20 protein-coding genes are annotated in these 19,708 nt (G+C 44.8%); 7 read left to right on the top strand and 13 right to left on the bottom strand.

Going from position 1 to position 19,708, the window contains the following annotated elements:
• Nucleotides 1–36: 36 nt before the first annotated feature.
• Nucleotides 37–2,334: a molybdopterin-dependent oxidoreductase gene (locus Q1A08_RS06250; protein ID WP_299770938.1), complete on the bottom strand. Its 2,298-nt coding sequence runs from the start codon at nt 2,332–2,334 to the stop codon at nt 37–39.
• Nucleotides 2,335–2,567: 233 nt separating this feature from the next.
• Between Q1A08_RS06250 and Q1A08_RS06245 the strand changes: the two genes are divergently transcribed.
• Both Q1A08_RS06245 and Q1A08_RS06240 read left to right on the top strand, forming a co-directional pair.
• A complete protein-coding gene (locus Q1A08_RS06245; RefSeq protein WP_299770936.1) occupies nt 2,568–3,314 on the top strand; it encodes a class I SAM-dependent methyltransferase in 747 nt (248 codons plus the stop codon).
• Nucleotides 3,315–3,322: 8 nt separating this feature from the next.
• Nucleotides 3,323–3,487, top strand: coding sequence for a hypothetical protein (locus Q1A08_RS06240; protein WP_299770934.1), 165 nt, complete (start codon nt 3,323–3,325; stop codon nt 3,485–3,487).
• A gap of 34 nt (nt 3,488–3,521) precedes the next feature.
• Here the strand turns inward: Q1A08_RS06240 and Q1A08_RS06235 are convergent, their stop codons facing one another.
• From Q1A08_RS06235 to Q1A08_RS06215, 5 genes are all read right to left on the bottom strand, one after another.
• Nucleotides 3,522–5,213: a methyl-accepting chemotaxis protein gene (locus Q1A08_RS06235; RefSeq protein ID WP_299770932.1), complete on the bottom strand. Its 1,692-nt coding sequence runs from the start codon at nt 5,211–5,213 to the stop codon at nt 3,522–3,524.
• 334 nt (nt 5,214–5,547) lie between these two features.
• Nucleotides 5,548–7,035, bottom strand: coding sequence for a methyl-accepting chemotaxis protein (locus Q1A08_RS06230; RefSeq protein ID WP_299770930.1), 1,488 nt, complete (start codon nt 7,033–7,035; stop codon nt 5,548–5,550).
• Nucleotides 7,036–7,057: 22 nt separating this feature from the next.
• Nucleotides 7,058–7,567 carry a DUF6436 domain-containing protein gene (locus Q1A08_RS06225; RefSeq protein ID WP_299770928.1) on the bottom strand — a complete coding sequence of 170 codons (510 nt, stop codon included), beginning with the start codon at nt 7,565–7,567 and terminating at the stop codon, nt 7,058–7,060.
• Between the two features lie 111 nt (nt 7,568–7,678).
• Nucleotides 7,679–8,518, bottom strand: coding sequence for an NAD-dependent protein deacetylase (locus Q1A08_RS06220; protein WP_299770926.1), 840 nt, complete (start codon nt 8,516–8,518; stop codon nt 7,679–7,681).
• A 27-nt stretch (nt 8,519–8,545) separates the two neighbouring features.
• Entirely contained in the window at nt 8,546–9,523 is a 978-nt protein-coding gene (locus Q1A08_RS06215) for a threonine/serine dehydratase (protein WP_299770924.1), read from the bottom strand.
• Nucleotides 9,524–9,599: 76 nt separating this feature from the next.
• On the opposite strand from Q1A08_RS06215, the gene Q1A08_RS06210 reads away from it, so the two are divergent.
• Nucleotides 9,600–10,013 carry a DUF393 domain-containing protein gene (locus Q1A08_RS06210; RefSeq protein ID WP_299770922.1) on the top strand — a complete coding sequence of 138 codons (414 nt, stop codon included), beginning with the start codon at nt 9,600–9,602 and terminating at the stop codon, nt 10,011–10,013.
• 78 nt (nt 10,014–10,091) lie between these two features.
• Here Q1A08_RS06210 and Q1A08_RS06205 read toward each other — a convergent pair whose 3' ends face one another.
• From Q1A08_RS06205 to Q1A08_RS06185, 5 genes are read right to left on the bottom strand one after another with little or no spacing between them, the layout of a single operon-like run.
• Nucleotides 10,092–10,418 (bottom strand): DUF6482 family protein, encoded by a 327-nt coding sequence (locus tag Q1A08_RS06205; RefSeq protein ID WP_299770920.1) that lies wholly within the window; start codon nt 10,416–10,418, stop codon nt 10,092–10,094.
• Nucleotides 10,419–10,437: 19 nt separating this feature from the next.
• Nucleotides 10,438–11,196 carry an SDR family NAD(P)-dependent oxidoreductase gene (locus Q1A08_RS06200; protein WP_299770918.1) on the bottom strand — a complete coding sequence of 253 codons (759 nt, stop codon included), beginning with the start codon at nt 11,194–11,196 and terminating at the stop codon, nt 10,438–10,440.
• A complete protein-coding gene (locus Q1A08_RS06195; RefSeq protein WP_299770916.1) occupies nt 11,193–12,446 on the bottom strand; it encodes a cyclopropane-fatty-acyl-phospholipid synthase family protein in 1,254 nt (417 codons plus the stop codon). The genes Q1A08_RS06200 and Q1A08_RS06195 overlap by 4 nt, the downstream gene beginning before the upstream one ends.
• Nucleotides 12,443–13,246, bottom strand: coding sequence for a DUF1365 domain-containing protein (locus Q1A08_RS06190; protein ID WP_299770914.1), 804 nt, complete (start codon nt 13,244–13,246; stop codon nt 12,443–12,445). Before Q1A08_RS06190 ends, Q1A08_RS06195 begins: the two co-directional genes overlap by 4 nt.
• Nucleotides 13,246–14,577 carry an FAD-dependent oxidoreductase gene (locus tag Q1A08_RS06185; RefSeq protein WP_299770912.1) on the bottom strand — a complete coding sequence of 444 codons (1,332 nt, stop codon included), beginning with the start codon at nt 14,575–14,577 and terminating at the stop codon, nt 13,246–13,248. The genes Q1A08_RS06190 and Q1A08_RS06185 overlap by 1 nt, the downstream gene beginning before the upstream one ends.
• A 120-nt stretch (nt 14,578–14,697) precedes the next feature.
• On the opposite strand from Q1A08_RS06185, the gene Q1A08_RS06180 reads away from it, so the two are divergent.
• From Q1A08_RS06180 to Q1A08_RS06165, 4 genes are all read left to right on the top strand, one after another.
• Nucleotides 14,698–15,267, top strand: coding sequence for a sigma-70 family RNA polymerase sigma factor (locus Q1A08_RS06180; RefSeq protein ID WP_299770910.1), 570 nt, complete (start codon nt 14,698–14,700; stop codon nt 15,265–15,267).
• Nucleotides 15,264–15,932, top strand: a complete 669-nt coding sequence (locus tag Q1A08_RS06175; protein ID WP_299770908.1) for a ChrR family anti-sigma-E factor — start codon at nt 15,264–15,266, stop codon at nt 15,930–15,932. The genes Q1A08_RS06180 and Q1A08_RS06175 overlap by 4 nt, the downstream gene beginning before the upstream one ends.
• A gap of 134 nt (nt 15,933–16,066) precedes the next feature.
• Nucleotides 16,067–17,020: a MerR family transcriptional regulator gene (locus tag Q1A08_RS06170; protein WP_299770906.1), complete on the top strand. Its 954-nt coding sequence runs from the start codon at nt 16,067–16,069 to the stop codon at nt 17,018–17,020.
• A complete protein-coding gene (locus Q1A08_RS06165; protein ID WP_299770904.1) occupies nt 17,017–17,277 on the top strand; it encodes a DUF3081 family protein in 261 nt (86 codons plus the stop codon). The genes Q1A08_RS06170 and Q1A08_RS06165 overlap by 4 nt, the downstream gene beginning before the upstream one ends.
• 66 nt (nt 17,278–17,343) lie before the next feature.
• Here the strand turns inward: Q1A08_RS06165 and phrB are convergent, their stop codons facing one another.
• The gene (gene phrB, locus Q1A08_RS06160; protein WP_299770902.1) at nt 17,344–18,747 is read right to left on the bottom strand and encodes a deoxyribodipyrimidine photo-lyase; all 1,404 of its coding nucleotides are present in this window, start codon (nt 18,745–18,747) and stop codon (nt 17,344–17,346) included.
• A 9-nt stretch (nt 18,748–18,756) separates the two neighbouring features.
• Entirely contained in the window at nt 18,757–19,707 is a 951-nt protein-coding gene (locus Q1A08_RS06155; RefSeq protein WP_299770900.1) for a DUF523 and DUF1722 domain-containing protein, read from the bottom strand.
• Between the last annotated feature and the right edge of the window lies 1 nt (nt 19,708).

Raw genomic sequence — 19,708 nt, 5'->3', positions numbered from 1 at the left:
CGAAACGGTTTAAAATATTTTACGTCGGCTTTTAAATTAACAAATACTTACTTTTGCCGGTACAAATTTATGTAACGGAGTGCCAATAAATTTGTCGCGGTGGAGCACACTGGTTAGCTCATTGACATAGACACCAGTATCTTCCAACTCATTGTTTTCATTTACAAAGCGCATCCCCTGGCCATTGGGAACCGAGATAGTCCCTAGGTGCATACGCTCATCGAAGGCAAGCTCTACTTCCGCCTGTCCGGTTTCTGTTTCTAGCTTTACCCGAATGCCTTCGTCAAAGCCATGCTCTGCAGCATCATCTGGATGCATAGTAAGTGCCATGACAGCTTTACCTTTCGCCCACTTTGGATCTCGAATATTGCAGTTTGCTGTATAAGCTCTGCGAACACCGGCCACTAAGGCAAAGGGAAACTCTTTGGAAGTCTTATGTAATGGCTGCAGTTTATCTAGCTCGTCCACTTCATCCAAAAGCTCTGCAATTAACATTTGCAGCTTGTTATCGGGATGGGGAATCCTAGACCAGCTTTCTTCATAGGTAGAGATACCGATTTCTACAGCCGTTGGGCTATCAACCAAAGCTTGATACAAATCCGTACCCGCACTTGGGCCGCTAAAGCCCGCTCTAGCCGCCTCGGCACTGTGTTTTAAGACGTACATCTGGCACAGCCCCCAGATTGCGGCTGTCGAAGCCTGCCCATCGGGCAGTGAAGGCCCCAAACTGCGATATAAAACATATGGCAAGTAAGAGGCTATCTTCCGATTGCTGCCCATTTGATTAAACAGCTCAGCTTGGTAGGCGGCGAAACCGTCTTGTGCAGCAAGCTTTAAGCTATTGAGTTCATCAGTTTCGAATACTTCTAGCGCCTCAATTAAGCGAGCGTGCATTTCAGGTTCAGCCAAAGTATTGGGCATCGGCTCAATTAACGGCTGACGTAGATGGAAAATATTGGCCGGGAAGTTTCTTGGAAAAAATGTCGCTTCCCACTTTTCATATTGGCTCGATGCTGGCAATACATAATCACACTCCAGTGCTGTTTCGCTCATTACCACATCGATAGCCAGACTAAAATCCAAGTGACGCAAGGACTTTCTCATTCGGCCGGCATCCGATAGGGAGTGTACTGGATTTGAACTTTCTACTATCAGTGCTCGCGGGCGCTTAGGATCATCATTCAGTATTTCTTCGGTGAGATAGTTAGCTGGAAACAACCCACTGACAATCGGAGCCCCAGTAACCGGAAGGGTGCGGCGCTCTGTCTCATAGCCATTTTCATCCACTGGACCATAGTCGACTGCGATCATTTCAGCCAACTGAGTAAACATGCCGATGGTGCCTGGGCGGCCATAATTACCATTCATCAACATTAATAGAAAGTTGAGATAGGTTACCAGAGTCGAATGGGGTGCCATTTGCACGCCAATATCTTCTTCCAGAGAAAATGACTGCGCCTTGGCGATAACTTCGGCCGTCGACTTAATTTGATCAGGACTAATACCAGAAAACTCAGCATAGCTATCGACATCGATGTTTTTAAAACGTGCGATAACTTTTTCATAGCCATGGGCGTGCTTTGCCAACCAATCCATGGGCAGAAGATCACTTTGTACGATATACGCCAGAATGGCCGATAAGCACCAAGCATCACGGCCTGGTCTCACCGCCAGATGAATATCAGCATGATCTGCTGTCTCACTGCGTCGGGGATCAACTACGATCAACGTACGATTAGGGTCTTTCTTTATTTCCTTTAAAAACAGACGAGCACGATCTAAGCCATTACTCATAAACGGATTTTTGCCGACAAACATCGCCACTTCTGCATGGTGCACTTCGGGATGTACCAGGCCACCAATCATGCGACTAAATACCCATGACAGGCCGGTCTTTTCTTGTGAGATAGCGCTGCTCTTATATCGAATACCCAGGGCCTTGCGAAGACTGGTAGCGTAAGCACCACCTAAGTGATTACCTTGGCCGCCACCACCGTAGTACAGTATTTTATCGCCACCATGTTCATCTCGAACGGCACCTAATTTTGCCGCAATTTCGCTAATGGCAGTATCCCAATCGACGGGCTCGTAACTGCCATCGGCTTTACGCCGCATGGGACTGTTAATCCTTGCTGTGCTGTTTTGGTAATAGTCGATCCGAGAAGCTTTATTACAAATATAACCCTGTGACGTTGGGTGCTCTTTATCGCCACGAACTTTCAATATTTGTCGCCCGTCTTCACCCCCGAGCTTGAATTCTACGCCGCAATTTACAAAACATAGGTTACAGGCAGTGCTATGCCATTCCTCTTTAACTTGCTCTGGCTTGCTCATCTTCTCTTACCTTTAGGCTGAACCCGCTGCTGCCCTCCCTCCAGAGGTGCACATATAGAGGTGTGCACATAGAGCTATCTACATAGCCGCGAAGTTCTTTTTGTTATTATTCATCTCTAAGCTCACATTCAATTGGCTGACTGTAAGCTGTTGGTATCTTTTTGGAACCCACAAATCATATGGGGCTCTAGCAGGGACTGTCAAGCGCTCAAGACATTAGATGCGAGGGAAGCATGACTGAAATCTACGATCAAATTGGCGTGCAATATCGACAAGGGCGCATGAGTGACCCAGCCATTGATGGCTTTATTCAAGGCCATGCGGACATAAATAGCCGCACCTTAAATATTGGGGCGGGAACTGGATCCTATGAATCTAGCTTTGAGGAGCTTATTGCTCTAGAGCCATCCTGGAAAATGATTCAACAACGTGCCCCAAGCGCCCACCCTGCTATTCAAGCTTATGCTGAAGCCCTGCCCTTTGGGGATAATTCTTTCAAGCAGTGTCTTACGGTTCTTTCAATACACCATTGGCAAAACCGTACTCTAGCCCTTGAGGAGATAAAACGCGTTACCGAGCGGCGCTTTATTGCATTGAGCTGGAACCCCGATGCAACACCCTATTGGCTACTGCAAGACTACTTTCCAGAGCTCTACGCCATTGATCGAAGTATCTTTCCAAAGATCGATGAGCTAGAGACCCATTTCCCCAATATTCAGATATACCCCTTGGCCATTCCAGCAAACTGCCAAGACGGTTTTACGGCCGCTTACTGGGCTAGGCCAGAAGCCTATCTTGATGACAAGATAAGACAAAATATGTCGTCGTTTAGCAAGATAGAGAATGTCGATAAGGGCTTAAAAAAATTAGCTGAAGATCTTAGCAGTGGGCAGTGGAACCGCAAATATGCTAGCCTGCTAGAGCAAAGTCATTTGGATGTGGGCTATTTCCTTGCTGTGTGGGATAAGCCATTAATTTAGGAGCCATCATGTCGAAATATCTTCCTTGGGGTATTGTAATCGGTTCTCTCGTCGGGCTTTTTGCTGGCATCTTTTGGTTTGAAATGGGCTTAGCATTGCTTGCGGGTACAGCTGCAGGAATTATTATTAGCGCCTTTCTTGCAGCCTTAAAACCCGGCAAACAAAGCAGTTAGACAATCGATAACTATCTAACTGCCTGCCTGCAACTTAAACTTTGAACTGGGCGATTATTCCAGCTAGTTTATGTTCGATGTTTTGTAAGTCTTGAGAAGCTTCTAAAAGCTGCTCGGCTCCTTGCGCAGAGCCTTCGGCTATCGCCGTCACTTTTTCCACATTATGCGATATCTCAGCCGTCACAGAGGTTTGCTCTTCGGCAGCAGTCGCAATTTGATTATTCATACTGCTTATTTCACCCACAGAATCTGAAATGGTGAGCAAAGATTCATTCACATGTTCGATCTGCTGAACCGTATGCTCACGCTTTGATAAGCTATTCGCCATAACCTGCACAGCTTCTTTGGTACCATTCTGCAAACCTTCGATCATTTCATGAATTTCATTGGTGCTTTGTTGAGTTCTGTTTGCGAGCACGCGAACTTCATCAGCAACCACCGAAAAACCTCTACCCTGCTCACCAGCTCTGGCCGCTTCGATTGCCGCATTCAAAGCCAATAAATTAGTTTGATCAGCGATTTCGTTAATAACATCCACAATATCGCTGATCTTCTCGGCATTGCTCTGCAAAGAAGTAGTTACCTCCGAAGCTTTGTTGATTTCATTAGAAAGGTCATTAATTGCTGCTACGGTATTGACTACAGTTTGCTTACCAGTTTCTGATTCTTGATCGGCATTTTTTGCTGAGCCCGCCGCCTCAGCCGCATTGCGAGCAACCTCTTGCGCTGCAAAAGCTAGCTGCTGCACAGCCGTTGCAGCCAAGGTAGTCTCTTCTTTTTGTTGCAGAGAACTATTTTGTGTCACTTCTACAACCTGGTTAGTTTTTGCAATAGACTCGCCTAAATCGTCGATACTTAACTTCAACTCAGTGATTAATGTCTGCATCTTATCTGCAAAACCATTGAAGCCTTGTGAAATCTTTCCTACTTCATCTTTGCTTTTAACGGGCAAACGCAAGGTTAAATCACCTTCTCCTCGACTAATATCTTCAAGCGCTTGGGCCGTTGCTTCCAATGGTTTAACAACTCTCGAAGTTAACAAGAAGGCACACCCGATCGAGATTACTACCAGTACAGCGCCAATAGCCGCAATCAGTAACATAGTATGTTTTATTTCTGCTTGGGTATTTGCACGTGTGGCTTCGACGGCACTATCAATATCATCTACATAGAAGCCCGTCCCTATCATCCACTGCAAGCTTGGGATTGATTCTGCGTAGCTCATCTTCGGAGCTTCTGTTTCAATTGATGGCTTTAGCCATAGATAATCCACATAGCCGCCACCACTTTTAGCTTTTGAAATCAGCTCGTAAATCAATTTTACGCCGTTTTTGTCTTTTAGATTGATTAGATTCTGCCCTTCAAGACTTCGATTAGGTGCGGTAGCAATATTTACACCTTCATAATCGTAAACAAAGATATAGCCGTCTTTCTTTTCACCAAAACGCATGGATCTCAAGGATTCGGCCACTTTTTCTTTCAACTGGTAATCAGAAAAAAGAGATTCGTTTTTTAGAATCGGCTCCACCGCTGTCTGCGCCAGAGCGACATAATTTTTTAGGTTTTCACGCTTTAATTGCGTCATAGACTGACGTATGTCTTTAACTTCTAATTCACCCAGATCATTAAGGCGAAGATTGACATAGGCCATCACAGCCAGCACCACCAATATTATGGGTACGGCCGTCAGTAATAGAATTTTTTGTTTAATTGAGATAGCTTTCATTGTGGCACCTGCATATCCGAAGGTTAAGTTCTAATAGTACGAACACTGCTTTAACCTCAATTACTTCTAACCTAGGCACTGCTTAACGTTCAAGTACTGCTACATGCATCTACCAGCCATGGTATTGCTAAAAGTAATTCCTCTTACAATTAAGGATTCGGCAAGAAAGAAATAATAATTAGTCTACTTTGGTCTAATAAACGTTATTTTGTCGTTTAATGTATTATTGATTACTTTAGACCCTGCTTAAGAATAGGTATAAACTATATACAGCCTCTGAAACAAAAAAGGACGCCAATAGGCGCCCTCACTTTTATTACTGTTTTAGTTAGCACTAACTAGTTTTAAACTGATCAACTTTTTTGACTAAGCCCTGACTATTCGCAAGCATCTCACCACTTAGCCGATCACTATGAGTGGCATGTGATTTATTTGTTTGGGAAAGGGTTTGAATCTTTTCAACATTGTCCACCATTCCTGCTACTAGATTCTGTTGCTCAATTGAAGAGCTTTCTACAGATGAAACAATTTCTGAAAGAGCTGACAAATTCCCCTGTACTCGTTGTAGCACCTCAACAGTATCCTGCGTTTTACTTACACAACGCTCTGCGTTTTGCTGACTATTCTCCATAGCTGTCATGGACTGCTTTGAGCTTTGCTGCAGGGCATCTAGAGTTTCCTGAACTTCATTGGTGGTGGCCTGAGTTCTTTGCGCCAACACTCTAACCTCGTCGGCTACAACTGCGAAACCTCGCCCTTGATCTCCCGCTCTAGCTGCCTCAATGGCCGCATTAAGCGCTAGCAAATTAGTCTGCTCAGAAATGCTCTGAATCGTACCTAACAAGGAGAATATTTCTTCACAGTGGCTATCCATCTCTCCCACTTTGGTCGAAGCATCTCCGATCAAATGGTTTAAACGTTGAATGTCCTGCAAAGAAGCATCTCCGGCCTGAGAGCCTCTCACAGAATCTTGATTCGCCTCATCCAATTGAGCAGTAGCTAGCTTCACAGATTCAGAAACCTGCTCGGCACCACCATTCAATCGTTGCATTGAATTCGCAATTTCATCGGTTTGCTTACCTTGGGATATCAGCTCATTTGCGATCTCTTTGTTACTGCGATTTAGCTCTGCACCTTGATCAGCAAATTCGCATGCCGTGGATTTTACCTGGGCGGCTAACTGCTCTGTAGAATCCAAAAATTCATTAAGTACAGCCACAACACCGCTGTCTAGACCTGCTCTGGCTCGCAAATCTATTTCACCCTTATTCTGCATTACTTTGTTTATGCAGTTATTTACAGCCTCAGTTTGAGCGTACTCTCTCTTGGCATCCAATGCCATCCAAACCACAACAGCGGTTTCAAATACCACATAGCCCGCATGCAAAAACACTAAGCCCCAAGATTGGTTATCTGGGCTTAGCATATACACTGGCTTACCTTGGCTTTGTAAATAATAAAAGGACACATGATGCACGGCAGCAACGCCCGCAGCTACGATCGGAGGTGCCCAATCGCGGTAGTAAAGCAGCAAGGCCAGCAATACAAAGATGCCAAAGTGAAACTCAATTAAGCCATGGCCCTGCTGGATATGCATCGCGCTAAAAATCATAAATACAGCCGCAACGCTGCAACGCAATAAACGACTGCCAGGCACAAGCTTATTGAGCAAGGCAATAAGCGCAAGACAGCTGCCACCAGTCACAATGGCGATACCCCAGGTATCATGCAGACCTGCTAGCGCGAGGCCATAGATAAATAGGCCACAACAAATGCCCAGCATCAGCTTATCGGCTTTAAGGTAATGGGATTGGATATTCATTTAACAAGACTTCCTTTAGCGACTATGCACTAACTTCATTATCAGGCCACGGGCAAAAACATCCTACGCCTGCGGTATTGCTTATCATCGGGTTATCGCCTGACTGCAAGCTTTGCAATACAGGCTCAATCAAACTTGTTTTGGCGTTGCAAATAACACCATTGCTATAGGGGCCGAAATAGGCAAGATCACCATCCGCCGTCCAAATCGCCACAGCTGGGCTTGAAGGGATAGCGGTCTCTAAATTTCGAGAAGGCTCTACGGTTTGGAATGCGACCCCCTGAGCACCATAATTTGTACTCAGCTCTTCGCTATGTTGCTGAACATAGCGATTACATGGGCAGCTAGGGTCCAAGAACTGCTGCACAGTGACTCTTCCCGCCGCTATTGCAGGTAATCGCTCGCCATCAAACTGCACCAATGATTCATCAAAGCGTCCCAACCAGCGCCACTCGAAAAACCACAATGCAAACAAGGCCAGGGAACCCAATATGCCTATTGCCGCAAATGCCAGCAGCTCCTGTCTCAGCATGCCTAATCAACCTCTGTTTAATTAAGCTATCGACAGTTTTTGGGTGATCTTTACTGACAAAGAAGGTTTTATATGACATGGAAACGCCTTTAGGCCCTTAAGAAAGGGCTACTACAGTGCTGCTGTAATAGCCTCTAGCGCCGGGCTGGCGGCTAGGGACAGTTTTGCAGTGAGTAGTGGGTCCGCTCTGGTCTCACCGATATTGATGGCCGCAATCGCTTTGCCTTGTTCATGGGCCAGCTTACAAAAGCGATAGCCCGAGAATACCTGCAATGAACTGCCAATAACCAATAGAGCGTCTGCTCGATCAATGGCGGATTTACAGTGATCTACCCGGCCCTTAGGTACTGTGCCACCAAAGAACACAACATCTGGCTTTAGACTTTGCTGCCTGCAATATGGGCAAGTCGGACAATTCACTTTGCTCATATCCCAATCGTCGACATTCGCATCACCATCTGGCCCAGCATCAATACTGCTGCTTTGAACTGCCTGCCATAGCCCTGGATTCAATTCGATCAGTTGTAGCTGTATATCCGAGCGATGACTGAAACGATAACAATTGAGGCATTGCACCCGATCAAGCCGTCCATGGAGCTCTAGCACATTGTTTGAACCAGCCATACGATGCAGGCCATCAACGTTTTGACTAATAAGTAATTCAATGCGTCCTTGCCGCTCCCATTCTGCCAAAGTTTTATGAGCCTTATTAGACCTCGCTTCAGATACCAGCTTCCAGCCAAGTAAACTGCGCGCCCAGTAACGTTGCCGTTCGCTATTGAGTTCAATAAATTGCCGATGTTGGATTGGCTCTCGCCTTAGCCATTTACCACTGGTATCACGATAGGTTGGTATCCCAGAAGCGGCGCTTAAACCTGCGCCAGTTAATACAACTAAGCGCGGGTGCTGCTTTATAAAGCCCGCCATTGCAGCTATTTCGTCGGAGCACATCACAGTATCCAAAGTAAGAAAATCTAACTATGCGCCATACTTTGTGAGTAGCTTGGCGAACCAAGCTGGATCGACATTGCCACCACTCAATATTATTGCGCAACGCTTGCCACTGATATCTACCTTCTTAGCCAGTAAAGCAGCCAGCGCGACAGCTCCACCGGGCTCTACCACCAGCTTTAAATTCTTCCAAGCAAAATACACCGCGGCCTCTACCTCTTCATCTGTCACGGTAGCTACCTTATTGAGATATTGTTGATTGATTGGAAAGGTCAGCTCACCAGGGGCCGCCGCCATCAGCGAATCGCATATCGACATATTCGATTGCGATACAGATTCTCTCTTTCCATTTTCTAAAGAAAGGTAGGTATCGTTATATAGCTCTGGTTCAACACCGATTACTTCTGCCTCGGGCCAATGTTGTTTGGCGGCCATAGCACTACCTGAGCATAGGCCACCTCCTCCGCAAGGGCTAATAAAAACATCGGCAGGCTCTGCTAGCTGTTGGGTGATCTCTAGCCCAACCGTTCCCTGCCCTGCAATAATATGTGGATCGTCGTAGGACGGAACGAGAGTTGCAGAAAGCTGCTCACACAATGCCCTTGCAACCTGCTCTCGATCTTCGCTATAACGATCATAAAACTCGATATCAGCGCCATAGTAACGAGTTTTTTCCACCTTGATACTGGGCGCATCCGCCGGCATCACAATGGTCGCCTTAACACCTAGCAGTTGGGCCGCAGCTGCAACACCTTGCGCATGGTTACCAGAAGACCAAGCAACCACACCTCCGGCCCGCTCTTCCTGACTTAATTGCACGATGCGGTTATAAGCCCCGCGAAATTTAAAAGCACCAATGTGTTGTAAGCTCTCTGCCTTGACGAATACTTGTCCATCGCAGGCTTCATCAAGTGCACGACTGTGTAATAATGGTGTTAACTCACTGACGTTCTGCAGGCGCTTGGCAGCCGCTTCGATATCAGTGTAAGAAATCGCTAAACTCATAATATGCCTTATTCACGTTAGATGGCCTAATTATGCCAGAGCTATCAGAATGAGAAAGCCAGAATAGGATAAGCCAATGGAAAAAGTACCGCACCTGAGTATTTTCTACGACGGCCAATGCCCTTTGTGTGTTAAGGAAATGGACAGCTTACGAAAGCTGAATGCGGAAGGTAAATTAGCCTTTATCGATATTGAAGCCGAGGGCTTTGCTCAAGCTTATCCGAATATCGATAAAAAAGAGGCTCGAACAATACTGCATGGTTTGCTCGGCGATGGGCAGTACCTTTATGGTTTAGATGTAGGCTACGAGGCCTGGCGCACTGTGGCAGAGAAGCAATTCGTCACATATATATTTGCTTTCAGCCGCTTGCCTATTGTGAAACCCCTAGCCAACCTTATCTATCGATTTTTTGCAAAGTATAGAAACTACATCTCACTTTTGCTAACGGGGAAAAGCCGCTGTGATAATGGCAATTGCCGTATCGATTGAGGATACTGTTTTATTAATTGAGAATACTGTTCTTTTAACTGAAAGCACTGAGTTATGCCCCAAGAACAGCTCAGTGAATTAATGCCGAGTATTTTTGCTTAACTCCTCCCAGTCCAACTTCACCTCCAGCGGAGCGACTTTTTCTTGGGCTTCATGGCCGATCATTTCATCGTATGGACTGCTTTGAATCAACACAGCGGAGTATGGTTCTAGACCCTGTAGCTTTTGCACTAAGAGTCCAATACTTGCTGCTTTCAGGTTATCGCCTTTGTTATCACAAAGCACCATATCAAGCTGATCCTCAAACATCACAAAGGCTTGGTAAAGACAAGATTCCAATGAAACCACTTTCAGTTTTACCTCGCCCTTATAAGCGCAAATCTGCGATAGGCTAATCTTTTTCATAGTTGCTGGTCATTTATAGTTATTGATTGCTTATTTTTCGAATAAGTGGAAAATAAATCCCATAGGGCAGCCATTTCAAAAATCCCATAAATTGAGCAAATGGTGTAGGGAATCGAATTTCAAAGCCAGGCTTCGACAGTTTGGAGGCAATATGTTTGGCAGCCCACTCAGCCTCTACCCGTTGCGGCATTGCAAAATCATTTTTATCCGTTAATGGTGTTTTCACAAATCCCGGATTTATAACCTTGATATCAACATTCTCTCTGTGTAGTTCGGTATAAAGCGATTCTGCCATATGGATGAGTGCGGCCTTACTCGCTCCATAAGCCGCCGACCTTGGTAAACCTCGATAAGCAGCTAAAGATGCAACAATCGCTATCTGTCCATTACCCTGCTTGCGCAAAGCGGCAACAGCGGGCTCCAGACAATTTACTGTGCCAAATACATTAAGTTGGAATAAATCTCTTAAACTCTGACAATCAAAGTCACTGGCATCAACAGGCTGATAGGTCCCGGCATTAAGAATAACCTTAGCAATTGGACCTTCGCTAAGAATGGAATCCAATACGGTTTTAACATCAGCAGCGTCTTCAATATCCAAAGGTTTGGGTACAATCATGCCCGACAGCTTCTGACCCAAAGCTTGCTGTTTTAATTCTTGAAGGGCAAGTTGATTTCTAGCCGAGGCGTAAACTATAAATCCCTGTCGAGCGAGCTCTAAAGCCAGAGCCCTACCCAAGCCTTGGCTAGCCCCAGTTAACCAAATCGATTCCATCATGCCACCCCATTACTATTCTTTGGTTTTTGAAATTCAAATAGGCGTACATCAACAGATTGATAGTTAAAACCAGCCTCGCAATAGCACAAATAGTATTCCCACATGCGCTTGAACTTATGGTCAAAGCCCTGCTGTTTGAGCGAAGGCCAGGTACGATAAAACGACTTGCGCCATATAGCTAAGGTTTTTGCGTAGTCTGCGCCAAACTCTAATTCTGAGTTTAGTTTAAGCCCGGCCTGCTTTCCTAACTCTCTTACTTTCTCAGGGCTAGGCAACATACCACCAGGGAAAATATACTTCTGTATAAAGTCAGTATTTTTTCGATAGCTTTCAAAACGATTATTTTCAATACAAATTACTTGTAAAACCGCCTTAGCTCCAGGCTTTAAGGTTCGATTCAAAACTTGGAAGTAGTTTTCCCAGTTATCCTCACCTACAGCTTCAAACATTTCTATACTAACAACAGCATCATAGCTATTTTCGAGGTCACGGTAGTCCTTCAGTTCGAAGTTAAGCCGATCGCTATAACCAAAGGCCGTCAACCTCTCCTGTGCCCAGTCAAGCTGCTCTTTCGAAAGCGTAAGTGCGTGCAATTCGGTATCTTCCACAGCCATGAGCTCTTCAGCGAAACCACCCCAACCGCAACCAATTTCGAGCAACTTATCGCCCTCTTTAACACTCGCCATCTCTATTACTTTTCTGTACTTATTAAGCTGGGCTTCTTTTAGGCCTTGCTCCTGATCGAGATACAGTGCTGAGGAGTAACTCATGCTTTCATCTAGCCATAAGCGATAAAAGTCATTACCTAAATCATAATGATATTCGATGTTACGTTTACTGCCTTTGCGGCTATTGTTGTTTCGTATGTGTATGAAGCGATTGTAGAGCGTACTTAATCGCTTACTAGAAAACCCTTTTTCTAGCTTATCCAAGTTAAACATTGCCCAGTTGCAAGTAGACATTAAGTCATCACTTCTCCAATGCCCTTTTAAATAGGCTTCCGACCAACCCAGCACTCCCGAACTTAGTGCCGAAAGAATAGCCTTAAATCTAATTATTTGAATATGAGCTACAGGTACACCCGGCTTGATTACACCCAGGGTGATTTTTTTATTTGAATCACCGCAAAAATCTATTTGAAACCGGCTCAAGCCCAAGGAATCTAGCTTACGAAGCAAAAATTTTTGCCAATATTTTAGTGCAGGATAAACTTCGGCTCTGGCACCCTGACTAGTATAGGAACGGCTCATGGTTTTTCCTCTAAACGGCTATCTTTATGCATTGAAGTAATACTGACTGGGCTATTGGATTGAACTTTAAATGGGTACCACGGAAACGAAGCAATGAATAGACGCAAAGCGTGCCAATGGATACCTAAGACAACTTTGTAAGAATCCATTAAGGATCTAATAACATAAACCCGTAGATTAACCTTTGAAACCTCTGTCTTTGAACCTCTCCAAAGGGCCGAAAAGTGCTTCTCACCATTAATATAGTGTTTTATCAGCAGGCTAAAATAGTTATCACTTTCCTTGATAGAAAATTCATATTGGCCATCAATCATGGAAAATGGGGATACGTACATCTTTTTGTCCACTCGATGGACATTTTTTGTCCTGCTTTCATTGCCATTGTTTTTCAGATCTACAATGTAATGGTGTTTTTCACCTTTAGTATTTTTAACTTCATAGACCAAGGTTTCTGTTTCGCCCTTTTCATTCTCACATAGCCAAACACAAAGAGGATTGAATACAAAAAATAGGCTTCGAGCTCCACACAAAAGTCTAATACGGCTAGGCTTTTTGATGGAGTATTGATCTAGAAGATCATAAATAAACTGCTCTACCGATTGCGTCCCAGCAAAACCATAGTCGGCATCATAGAATGACATTAAGGACCATCGGTTTCGCCTAAACAACTTGGACAGATCCGTCAATTGACATAATTCATCAAGGTCCAACATCATACTGTTGTATTTTTGTTTTAGGCGATAGGGCTTCGGGATATGACGCTGATGAATAATTTCGCCATAGATAAGCTGACTATTCATTACGCAGCCTCATTGCGTTTTATCCATCGATCAAAACTTCGCGATAGAGGGATGCGACTGTTCCACTTATCATCATCCGTTAACCAAGGGCGTTTAACATGAGAGATCGCCTCTGCGACGAGAAGTCCAGACTGCAAACCATCCTCATGAAAACCATGGCCACACCATGCACCACAAAACCATGTATTGTGGCTGCCCTGTATATTCCATAGGCTCTTTTGGGCTTGCTTGGTTCGCTGATTAAATAGAGGGTGGTCGTAAAGGAAGCTCGCGTGAATTTTGCTTTCCTGAGGCATTCTCAGCGGGTTTAAGCTGACAATCATTGGCTCTTCACATTTTAGATGCTGTAACTTGTTCATCCAGTAACTGACAGACACATCCGAGTTTCCATCCGACAAATAGTTCCAGGCAGCCCAGGCTGATTTATTTTTTGGCATTAAATTTTCATCGCTATGAAGAATGGCCCGATTTCTTTGATACTCAAAACAATCGAGAAGCTCTTTCTCGTCGGTGCGAATATCATCAAGTAGCTTTAAGCTTTGATCCGGATGACAGGCGAAAACCACTTCATCGTAGTGCTCTTTCTTACCCTGCCAATCTTCAATTAAGACCTTGCTCGCTATTCTACGGACTGACTTCACGGCCCGATTGCAAAGTGCCTCACCTTGAAAGTCAGCTACCAGCTTTTTGACGTACTCGCGACTTCCGCCACAGACCGAGTGCCACTGAGGTCTGTTATAGAGCTGCAGCAAGCCGTGGTTCTGACAGAACTCGATAAAACTTGCCGCTGGATAATCGAGCATTTTGTCCATCGGCGTAGACCAGATAGCGGCCCCCATAGGTAGAAGGTGGTGACGGCAAAAAGCATCACTCATTTTCATTTCACTTAGAAGCTCACCCAAGCTTATGTCTTTATCAATCTCGAGATTTTCAACATTCATCTTTCTATAAAAAGAAATAGTATCGCTCAACATCTGCCAAAACTTCGGCTTTAGAACATTAGCCGCCTGTGAAAATAATCCTTGCAGACCTTCACCGCCGGCGTATTCGAAACACTCATTACTAACCGAGAATGACATGGTGCATGTCTGGGTAGAAACACCGAGATGGTCGAACAAAGCTGTTAAATTGGGATAGTTGCGCTCGTTATATACAATAAATCCAGTATCGACAGGAATATGTCCTAACCGACTAACAGCTTCAACCGTATTACTGTGACCACCCAGTCGATCATCCTTTTCATACAGGCAAACTTGATGCCGCTTCGACAGCAACCAAGCGCATGACAAGCCAGCGATACCTGAGCCAATAACTGCAATTTTTTTAGACATAAAGTTAGACATTAATTAAACATGAACATACTTATTGATACGTTGCTCTTGCCCAACTGGATCAAATTCTATTTATTAAGCGATGTAGATCTAATACAGCACTTCAAACGTAGATAAACTATGAAGACGGAAAAGCTGATGGGCGAATTAAAGCTAGAGAACTCCGAGCAACAGGACTGGGACAGCTGTCTTGTTGCTGTTGCCGAGACTGGCGATAGAAAGCTGTTTATGGCTTTCTATGATTATTTCACCCCACGCCTGCGGTCTTGGTTAATCAAGCTAACGAGTGACAGGGATTTGGCGGAAGAACTTAGCCAGGAAGCTTTCTTACAAGCATGGCGCCGGGCCAAAACTTTCGACCCGAAGAAAGCCAAGGCCTCCACCTGGCTGTTCACAATCGCGAGAAACTTATTTGTGGATCACAAGCGTCGCCAAAAGGTAGAACAAAAGCACGCTGAAAAGTTGGCAGGCGGAGATATTCAAGACGTCGACTTTGGCCTAGACAACGGCCTCGTTAAGAAAGCCATTGCTAACTTGCCACACCAGCAATCCCAGATGATTTATCAAAGCTACTATCTTGGCCGGAGCCATAGTGAGATCGCCAAAGCAACAGGGCTTCCCCTAGGTACTATTAAATCAAGTATACGTTTGGCTTTTCAGAAACTGTGTATAGAATTAGATCCATTATGAATCATATAAACCATCATCCTGACGAAGCAACCTTGCTAAGCTATGCAGCTGGTGCACTTCCGCGGTCTTTCGCAGTATTAATTGACTGCCACCTTGAGCAATGCCCGCAGTGCCACGAAAAGATATTCAAGGCAGAGGCGATTGCCGGTGAATTCATCGAGCACTCCCCGCCAATAGAAGCAAACGACTCCGACGCTTTAAGAGATAAGTTCTTTGCGGCCCTAGATGCAGAGCCTACTCCGCAGCAACTTGCCCACACAGTGGGTAATGAGCCTCAACTACCGATCGAGGTAGTAGCGGTTTTATCGGGTAGGGATCAAGAGTTACCTTGGCGGTTTATTGTACCGGGTATGCACAGCATCACCCTTAACTCCAGTGATCTTCACTCTTCAGAAAGCAGCTTAAAACTGTTGCGTATCGCCCCTGGGCGTAACCTACCCATGCATAGCCATCAAGGCTCCGAACTGACTATGGTCCTGCAGGGCGCCTTTCAAGATGAGCTGGGTTGTTTTCGTCCTGGTGACGTTGCTGATTTAGACCATGAGGTTGAGCATCAGCCTATCACCATTGGCAATGAAGCCTGTATTTGCCTAGTCGCCATGGATGCCCCTCTGGAGTTCAAATCCCTAGTACCTAAACTTTTACAGCCTTTTATCGGCTTTTAGACAAAACCTGTAAAACAACCACAATAACTATACATTATCTCGCCAAATATAGATTTGTATAGATTTAAAACGGATTTTCTCTACATATTTTGATATATCTAGATATATATTCTAGACACGTATAGGAAATGCCGATGAATAATCTAGCGGAATTCGGAATAGCGACGGTATCTCGACAAACTGGCATCAGCGCTCACCGCTTAAGAGCCTGGGAACGTCGCCACCCCAGCCTTTTAGTGGGCCGCAGCGATACCGGCCGCCGGAGGTATTCCGAGGCCGATATATTTCGCCTAAGATCCATCAAACACTTAATCGACGATGGCTACAAAATTAGTGAGCTTGCCACTCTTAGCCAAGATGAACTTTCAGCTTTGGGTAGCCAAGAGGAATTGCACACGCCTTTATCTGAAAGCCGCCCATCAATAGACAGCAGTAAACTCAAGATTCTGCTATGCGGTGAAGCTATCCCTTCAACCTTAATTACTAAGCTCAATGATAATATGCAGCTGAACCTGGCCGCTCGCTTACGGAGTTTCTCGCAAATATCAGAAGCCACAGAAAGCGAGCATTTCGATATTGCGGTATTACAGATAGAAACCATAAACGCCAGCGCCTTACATAGCCTCAGGGAGCTTTATCAAAGCCAAAGAGTAGAGTCGGTCTTTGTTGTATTTCATTATGGTCTTCGAGAACTCGTTGAAGAACTTCGAAACTTTGATTTCAAGCTTTGGAGAGCACCGCTAAACAGCGCCGAGCTTTACCAAGCCATTAGCCAATTGGCTACCCCAGAGGCTGAACAAGACGAAGAAATCGATAGCTCAGGAATGGCGCCTATCCATATATTTAACCCCTCGCAACTAAATAAACTTAGTAATGTAAGCACGGCTATTGATTGCGAATGCCCGAAACATATTGCTGAGCTTATCCAGTCACTTTGTGCTTTTGAAAGCTATAGCCAGCAATGCGAAAACAGAGATACCGAAGACGCCATTTTGCATCATAGAATCTATCTGCAAACTGCTCACGCTAGGCATACGATGGAGAAAATGCTCCAACAGGTGATTGAAGCCGAGAATATAAAGCTATGACTCAGCCAGCTGATCGAAGGCGCTTACTGCTTGCGGCAGGTCTTATTGAGAACCACGGGCTAAAAGTAGAAAATCGCTTTAGTCTTGATCAAGTTGAATTAGACAAAGGCCCAGACGGTTATCAAGTGACCCTTAGCTTTCGAGAGGTGAATGTGACCTTGGGATTTCATAACACCATCAATAGTGGTGGTGCTAGTCGCAAGGAGCTAGAGGACTTTTATCACAGACTTGACCGCATTATAAAAAATCACTCTTAGATACTTTCCCTCGCCAATGTTGCCCCTATTAGCATTCTAGTTAAGAAGGTGATGTCAGGAAATTCTCTAAACTTTAAAAAAATCTAAGGCTTGTTGGCGTGCTTCTTTATAATCGACAATTGGGTCAGGGTAATCAAGTGCCAGTCGTTGCTCCGGGCTTGGACAATGGATTGATTTGGCATCCAGTGCAGCCAGCTCAGGGACAAAGCGCTTAATAAACTCACCATCTTTATCAAATTTTTCTGATTGCGTAGTGGGATTAAAAATCCTAAACCAAGGTGATGCATCACAGCCTGTGGAAGAACTCCATTGCCAGCCACCATTATTGGAAGCAAAGTCGCCGTCCAACAGCTGCTCCATAAAAAACCTCTCACCTTCGCGCCAATCTAAACACAGAAGCTTACAAAAAAAACTAGCCACCAGCATTCTAAGACGATTATGCATCCAACCTGTCTGCAACAACTGGCGCATAGCAGCATCAATAATAGGGAAGCCTGTTTGACCCTTTTTCCAAGCATCTTGTGCTTCAGTATCGACTCGCCAAGCCCTGGCAAGAGGCTCCGTTTTGAAGTTCTCGCCTCGACTTATATGCTCATAGTTAAGCATCAAATATCGATAGAAATCTCGCCAGGCTAATTCTCGAGTCCAGATATGACCGATAGCTTCTCCGATATGCACGCCCTGCTCGGCGCACGAAAAAACCAACTGATGAAAGCAGCGCCTAGCACTCAGAGAGCCAATCGCTAGATAGGGTGAGATTACACTAGTGCCAGCTATTGCCGGATAATCCCGCGATGCTTCGTAGCCGGCCGCTTTGCGCTTGCAAAAGCGTTCCAACAAGGCTAAGACGTCGACTTCATTACTTAGCCATATATCTTCCCGAAATACTTCCGCACCACTTAGGGATATCTCTTTTGTTGTAGTTACGGGCGAAGACACAGCTTCTGGTGACGGCAAGACTTTTGGCAAAGCATTAAACAACTCCTGCACCCAGCTTTTGTACCAGGGAGTAAATACTCTATAAACCGCACCTTGTTTGCTGAGCAAATTTCTATGAACGATTCTATCATCCGCGTAACACTTTACAGCGACATCGATCGCCGAAATTTCAGCTTGTACCGCTTTATCTCGGCGTTGTTCATTTAGCGGAATCTCTCGATTAAAATGCAGTTTGCTTATCTCGTGCTTTAAGCAGTAAGTACTTAATACACGAGGAATATCAATAAAGCTATCGGTTTCTAGAAGCTCAAGAGGTATGCCCAGACCTGCAAGCGTTGACTGTAAACACCTCAGTGTTTCTTGAATTAGCCCTAGCTTGCGGGGCGACTCATTATGAGCTCGCCACTGTTTCGGGCTTGCAATATACACTACTAAAACAGAGTCTTTATTGTCGATAGCTTGTTGGCAAGCAAAGTAGAGCGCTGGATTATCATCCAAGCGCAAATCATTACGAAGCCAAACCAACTGCATATCTCAAACCTAAAGAGTATTTCTCAAACCCAAAGACCCTGGGTAAGGGTCAAAATAGCTTTGCGAATTAATATAGTCACCGCCGAATCTAGGCGTATAGTGCTTTAGCAATGTAATGGGTGTAATTAAAGGAATTTCACCCTTTCTATAACGCTTGATAACCGTAATAAGATCCTGACGCGACTGGCTATCAACTGTCTTTTTCAGAAAGCCTAGAATATGCATCATAACATTGCAGTGGCCAGCCTTACTCGCTGGCTTAGCCAGAATTTCCATAAAACGCTGCTCATAATCCTGAGCAACCTCCACTAAGTCCATCTTATGGATACTCGCCAGCATTCGACCGAGCGCTACGGTTTTATCATAATTATGGGCCTGAAGAATAAATTTGTGACGACTATGGAACTTAATAATGGCAGCTTTACTGACATTCTTATAGACCTGCTCTCGCCACTCATGATAACAAAACACCCGCAATACAAAATTCTCATAAAGAGGCTTGTCATTTAAGCGCCCCTCTTCCTCGATTGGCATATTGGGGTAGGATTTGCGCAGCTGTTCGGTGAATAGGCCGTCACGCTTTTTCATATGTGGATGACCATTATCTTGGTAAACCTTGATCCTTTCCATACCACAGCTTGGAGAGTTCTTCATCAAAATATAACCATACAGGTCTTTCATGGCAGGCATAACTTCTTGGCTTGCCGCAATCAATTTATCACTGACATCAACACTATGATCATCGCTATAGCTTAGCTTTGGTTTTGCAGGATCTCCGGTTAAACGCATAGTGGGACGTGGTATCGAAAATCCAGCAGCAACTTCTGGACAAAAAGTTCTATACTCGAAAAATTCACTCAAAGTCTTCAAGCACAAAATTGATTGGCAGTGACCGCCATTGTAACGAACCTCTTGACCCAGCAAACAGGCGCTAATACCAACTCGAATTTTATAACTCATG

Source organism: uncultured Pseudoteredinibacter sp. (assembly GCF_947500695.1).
GTDB lineage: Bacteria > Pseudomonadota > Gammaproteobacteria > Pseudomonadales > Cellvibrionaceae > Pseudoteredinibacter.
Note: the sequence above shows the minus strand (reverse complement) of the source record. Positions and strands in the feature narration are given on the sequence as shown.